The organism is Kitasatospora sp. NPDC093806, assembly GCF_040683335.1.
Lineage (GTDB): Bacteria > Actinomycetota > Actinomycetes > Streptomycetales > Streptomycetaceae > Kitasatospora.
The window spans coordinates 1-4,664 of the sequence record NZ_JBFBDO010000218.1 but is presented as its reverse complement, the minus strand read 5'-3'; the positions used below and the strand labels follow the sequence as shown (position 1 = coordinate 4,664).

Sequence of the window (4,664 nt, the reverse complement as noted above, 5' to 3'; positions counted from 1 at the left end):
GAGCCGGGCGCCCGGCCCGCGCGGCGGCGGCGTACTCCGCGGCGAGGTCGGCGAAGGTGGCGCGCCGGAAGCCGCGCGGCCGGTCGCCGGGGAGCAGCCAGTCGGCCGGGGCGCCGGTAGCGGCCGCGGCGGGGCGGTCGATGCCGACCCGGACGAGTTCGCGCTGGGCGGCGGCGAGCTGCTCGGGACTCTCGGCGAGCAGCGTGACCGGCTTGCCCCACGGGACCAGCCAGGCCAGGTAGGTGGCGAGCTGCCCGTCGGCCTCGATGTTGAAGGAGCCGGCGAGGTGGCCGGCGGCGAAGGCGGTACGGGCGCGCAGGTCGACGACCCACTCGCCGGCGGCGAGCCGACGGGCGAGTTCGGCGGGGTCGGCGGGCGCGGGCGGGGTGAGGTCGACGGGCGCGGGGCCGGAGGAGTTGAGCGGGCCCATGTGGGCGTAGTAGGCGGGGATCTCGTCGAGCCCGGCGAGCAGGTCGGCGACGAAGGTGTCGACGTCCTTGACCAGCGCCTCGTTGTGCCGGCGCTCGGCGCCGATGGTGGTCGCCGTGCCGCTGGCCTGCCCGGCGGCGCAGAAGCTGCCGAAGCCGTGGGTGGGCAGGACGGCGACGTCGTCGGCGAGGCGGTCGGCGAGCCGGTGGGCGGAGGCGTGCTGGGCCCGGGCGAGCTCCTCGGTGAGCCGGGGCTCGACCAGGTCGGGGCGGCCGACGGTGCCGATCAGGAGCGAGCCGCCGGTGAACGCGGCGACCGGGCGGTCGGCCTCGGCGAGCACGTAGGAGGTGTGGTGCGGGGTGTGGCCGGGGGTGGCGACGGCGCGCAGGGTGAGGCCGGCGGCGGGGTCGACGTCGAACTCGTCGCCGTCGTGGACGAGCACCCGCCGGTAGGAGACGTGGGCGTCGGCGGGGACGAGGTAGTGGGCGCCGGTGACCCGGGCGAGTTCGAGGCCGCCGCTGACGTAGTCGTTGTGGACGTGGGTCTCGGCCACGTAGGTGATCCGGACGCCGCGGCGGGCGGCGGCGGCGATGACCTGGTCGATGTCGCGCGGCGGGTCGATGGCGACCGCTCCGCCGGGGCCGCCGGCGAGGTAGCTGCGGTTGCCGAGGCCGGCGATCTCCAGGGTGTCGACGAAGAACACGTGCCACTCCTTCTCGGGTGCTCGTCCAGCGAGCTGATTTACCCCCCGGGGTATCTGTTTTCGACTGTAGCAGAGATACCCCCGGGGGCATTTTCCGAGCACTCCGGTCACCCCGCTGCTACCGTCCGGGCATGATCACCAACGGTCAGGTCACCCACGACCAGGCATCACCCGGCCCCGTCACCGCCGACGACCTCGCCGCCGTGCTCCGGCTCGCCCTGGCGACGCTGCGCACGGCCCCCGCCGACGCCGACTGGTCGCGCCCGGCCGGCTCCGTCAGCTGGGACTGCTGGAGCACCGTCGAACACCTCGCGGACGACCTGCTCGCGTACGCCGCCCAGCTCGGCCCGGCCGAGGTCGCCGCCGACACCGCCCCCGACACCGACGACAGCGCCGATACCGCCATCAAGCCGCCCCGGGACCGCTACGTGCCCTTCGTCTCGGTGCGCCCCTTCCCCGGCGGGCCGAACAACTTCGTCTTCGCCCGGCGCGAGGACGGCCCCGAGGGGCTGCTCCAGGTGCTGGCGGCGAGCGGCGGCCTGATGGTGTCGATCGCCCGCACCGCCTCGCCCGCGACCAGGGCGTTCCACCCGTGGGGACTCGCCGACCCGGCCGGGTTCGCCGCGATGAGCCTGGTGGAGACGCTGGTCCACCTGCACGACGTCGCCGAGGGGCTGGGCCTGGTCTGGCGGCCGCCGGCCGACGTCTGCGGCCGCGTCCTCGCCCGGCTCTTCCCGGACGTCCCGCTCGACCCGGCCGCCGGCCCCTGGCCGACCCTGCTGTGGGCCACCGGCCGCGCCGAACTGCCCGGCCGCCCGCCGCGCACCGGGTGGCGCTGGTACGCGGACGTCCGGGAGCCCGCGGCCGGGGAGTGACGCCGCCTCACCCCTCGGGCCCCTGGGGCGTGTCGTCGCGGACCCGGGCCGATCCACCAGGCACGCCCCTGGACGCCGCAGGTCGTGGGCCCTTTGTGTACTCCCGGCGGGGACGTTCTATTGTGGCGGGCGCGGCGGCGGCGCGGCCGGGAGGTGGGCGCCGCGCCGGACCGGCGTGGAGCGAAGGGGTGGACGTGGCGGGGCGGCGGAACGACGGGGTGCTGGCGGTCTGGGCGGAGGCGCAGCGGCAGCAGCAGCGCCGGGAGGAGGCCCGGTGGCGCGCCCAGGCCGCCGAGCAGCGCCGGCGGGAGCGGGAGCAGCGCGAGGCGCAGAAGGCGGCGGCCCGGACCGAGCGGGAGGCGCAGCGCGCCTACCAGCAGGGCCGGGAGGCCGAGGCGGCCCGGAGGACGGCCGAACTGGACGCCCGGGTGGAGGAGTTGCGCGGTCTGCTGGCGGCCGGGCTGGGCGGTGCGGCGTTCCGGGCGCAGAGCCTGCTGGCGCCGCGCCCGGTGCCGCCGTTCGAGCCGGGACGGCTGGGCGAGCCGGTGCCGATGCCGGACCAGGCGCGCTACCAGGTGCCGCCGCCGGACCCGGTGCAGGCCCGGAACCCGGGGGTCTGGCAGCAGTACGAGCAGTACGTGGCGCAGGCCCGGGCCCGGTTCGAGCAGGACTGGTACGCGGCGCAGGCGGCGGAGGCGAACCGGCAGCGGCAGCTGGCCGAGTACCACGGGCAGTACCTGGAGTGGGTGGCCCGCTTCCGCCGGGAGGACGAGGAACGGGCGGCCCGGACCGAGGAGTTGCTGCGCCGGCTGCGGTCCGGCGAGCCGGAGGCGGTGCAGGAGTACTTCAGCGCCGTGCTGTACGCCTCGGCGGGCTGGCCGGAGGGGTTCCCGCACCGGCTGGTGGCGGCCTGGGAGGCGTCGAGCCGTCAGCTGGTGGTCAACTGGGAGCTGCCCGGGCCGGACGTGGTGCCGGCCGCCGGCCGGGTGCGGTACGTGAAGACGGACGACCGGGAGGCGGAGGTCGCCCGCCCGGCGACCGAGCGCAAGGCGCTGTACCGGGAGGTGCTGGCGCAGAGCGCGCTGCGGGTGGTGGCCGAGCTGTACCGGGCGGACGGGGACGGGCTGTTGGCCTCGGTCGTGCTGAACGGCTTCGTGCTGGGCATCGACCCGGCGACCGGCCGGGAGGCGGAGCGGTTCCTCACCACGGTGACGGTGGACCGGGCCGAGTTCGCCGGCCTGACGCTGGACCGGGTGGCGGCCGTGGAGTGCTTCCAGGGGCTGGGCGGGGTGCTGTCGGCACGCCCGGAGCGGCTGGACGAGGTGCGGCCGGACCGGCTGCCGGAGACGGTCGGCGGCAGTGTGGCCGGCCAGGGCGGCGAGGACGACCCGGACCTCTTCGAGATGGATCCGATCGAGTTCGAGGAGCTGATCGCCGAGCTGTTCCGGCTGCGCGGCTTCCGCGTGATGACGACGGCCCGCAGCGGGGACGCCGGGGTGGACGTGGTCGCCGAGGACCTCGACCCGGTGACCGGCGGACGGATCGTCATCCAGGCGAAGCGCTACCGCTCGACGGTCTCCCCCACCGCGGTGCGCGACCTGGACTCGACGGTCCGCCACCACGGCGCGATCAAGGGCATCCTGGTGACCACGGCCGGGTTCGGCCCGGGGTCGTACGACTACATCCGCAACAAGCCGCTGACCCTGGTGAGCGGGCCGGAGCTGGTGGAGCTGCTCGCCGAGCAGGGCCTGCGCGGCCGGCTCGGCGACCGCACGAACGGCGGCGGCAGCGGTAGCACCCGCCGCGACGGTGCGTCAGGGGACACCGGCTCGACCACCGTCGCCACCAGCGTCGCGCTGTCCTGGCGGAGCCGGACGGCCGGCGGGGACCCGGTCGAGCTGGACGTCTCGGCGTTCCTGTGCGCGAACGGCCGGGTGCTGAGCGACGAGCACTTCGTGTTCTTCAACAACCCGCAGGACCCGGACGGCGCGGTCCGCCTGCACGCCACCCGCTCGGTGCCGGGCGAGCCGGTCCGCAGCGCCGAACTGACCCTGGAGCCGGGCAGGTTGGCGGCGGGCGTGGACGAGGTGGTGGTGGCCGTCTCGACCGAGGAGGAGGAGCATCCGGCGCTGCCGCTCGGCTATGTGCACGGGCTGGCGCTGGCCGGTTCGTTCGGGCCGGACGCGGCCGGGCCGAAGGAGTGGACGGCCGACACCGGCGGGGTGTCGGAGACCGCGATGGTCATCGGCTCCTTCCAACGGCGCGGCGGGGCCTGGCGGTTCACGCCGGGCGGGACGGCGGTGGCGGGCGGACTGGCCGGTCTCGCGGTGCGCTGGGGCATCGCCATCGAGTAGTCGCAGGTCAGGGCCTCCATGGTGGTCCTCAGGGTGGCTGTCATACCTGAGGAGGAGAAGACCCCCCGCCGAGCCGTCGGGACGGCGGGGGGCCGCCGTACCCGGGAGCGACAAGTCCGACTCGAACGGGTTGGGACAATTGAACGGAAGTCGATCATCCGTTTCCTTTCGTCCCAATCCCAGGAGTCCCCTCGTGACGATGTCCGCTACCGCCGTCCGCACCGGCCGGGCGGCCGCCCGCGCCACCGGCCTGAACAAGGTCTACGGGGAGGGGGAGACCCGCGTCGTCGCCCTCGACAACGT

The 4,664-nt window shown here is 75.6% G+C and carries 3 protein-coding genes and 1 pseudogene; 3 read left to right on the top strand and 1 reads right to left on the bottom strand.

What is annotated here, in order from left to right:
• Positions 1-1,132, bottom strand: a 1,132-nt coding sequence (locus AB0N76_RS39240) for an MBL fold metallo-hydrolase (RefSeq protein ID WP_363565644.1), incomplete at its 3' end; no start/stop codon positions are given.
• Positions 1,133-1,263: 131 nt separating this feature from the next.
• On the opposite strand from AB0N76_RS39240, the gene AB0N76_RS39235 reads away from it, so the two are divergent.
• The 3 genes and pseudogenes from AB0N76_RS39235 to AB0N76_RS39225 form a co-directional block, all read left to right on the top strand.
• A complete protein-coding gene (locus AB0N76_RS39235; protein ID WP_363565643.1) occupies positions 1,264-2,007 on the top strand; it encodes a maleylpyruvate isomerase N-terminal domain-containing protein in 744 nt (247 codons plus the stop codon).
• Between the two features lie 194 nt (positions 2,008-2,201).
• Positions 2,202-4,361, top strand: a complete 2,160-nt coding sequence (locus AB0N76_RS39230; RefSeq protein ID WP_363565642.1) for a restriction endonuclease — start codon at positions 2,202-2,204, stop codon at positions 4,359-4,361.
• Positions 4,362-4,554: 193 nt separating this feature from the next.
• A pseudogene (locus AB0N76_RS39225) lies at positions 4,555-4,664 on the top strand (ABC transporter ATP-binding protein); the annotation flags it as partial.

Coding starts and splice junctions, on each gene's coding strand:
- AB0N76_RS39235 (WP_363565643.1), top strand. CDS start 1,264: ATGATCACCAACGGTCAGGTCACCCACGACCAGGCATCACCCGGCCCC.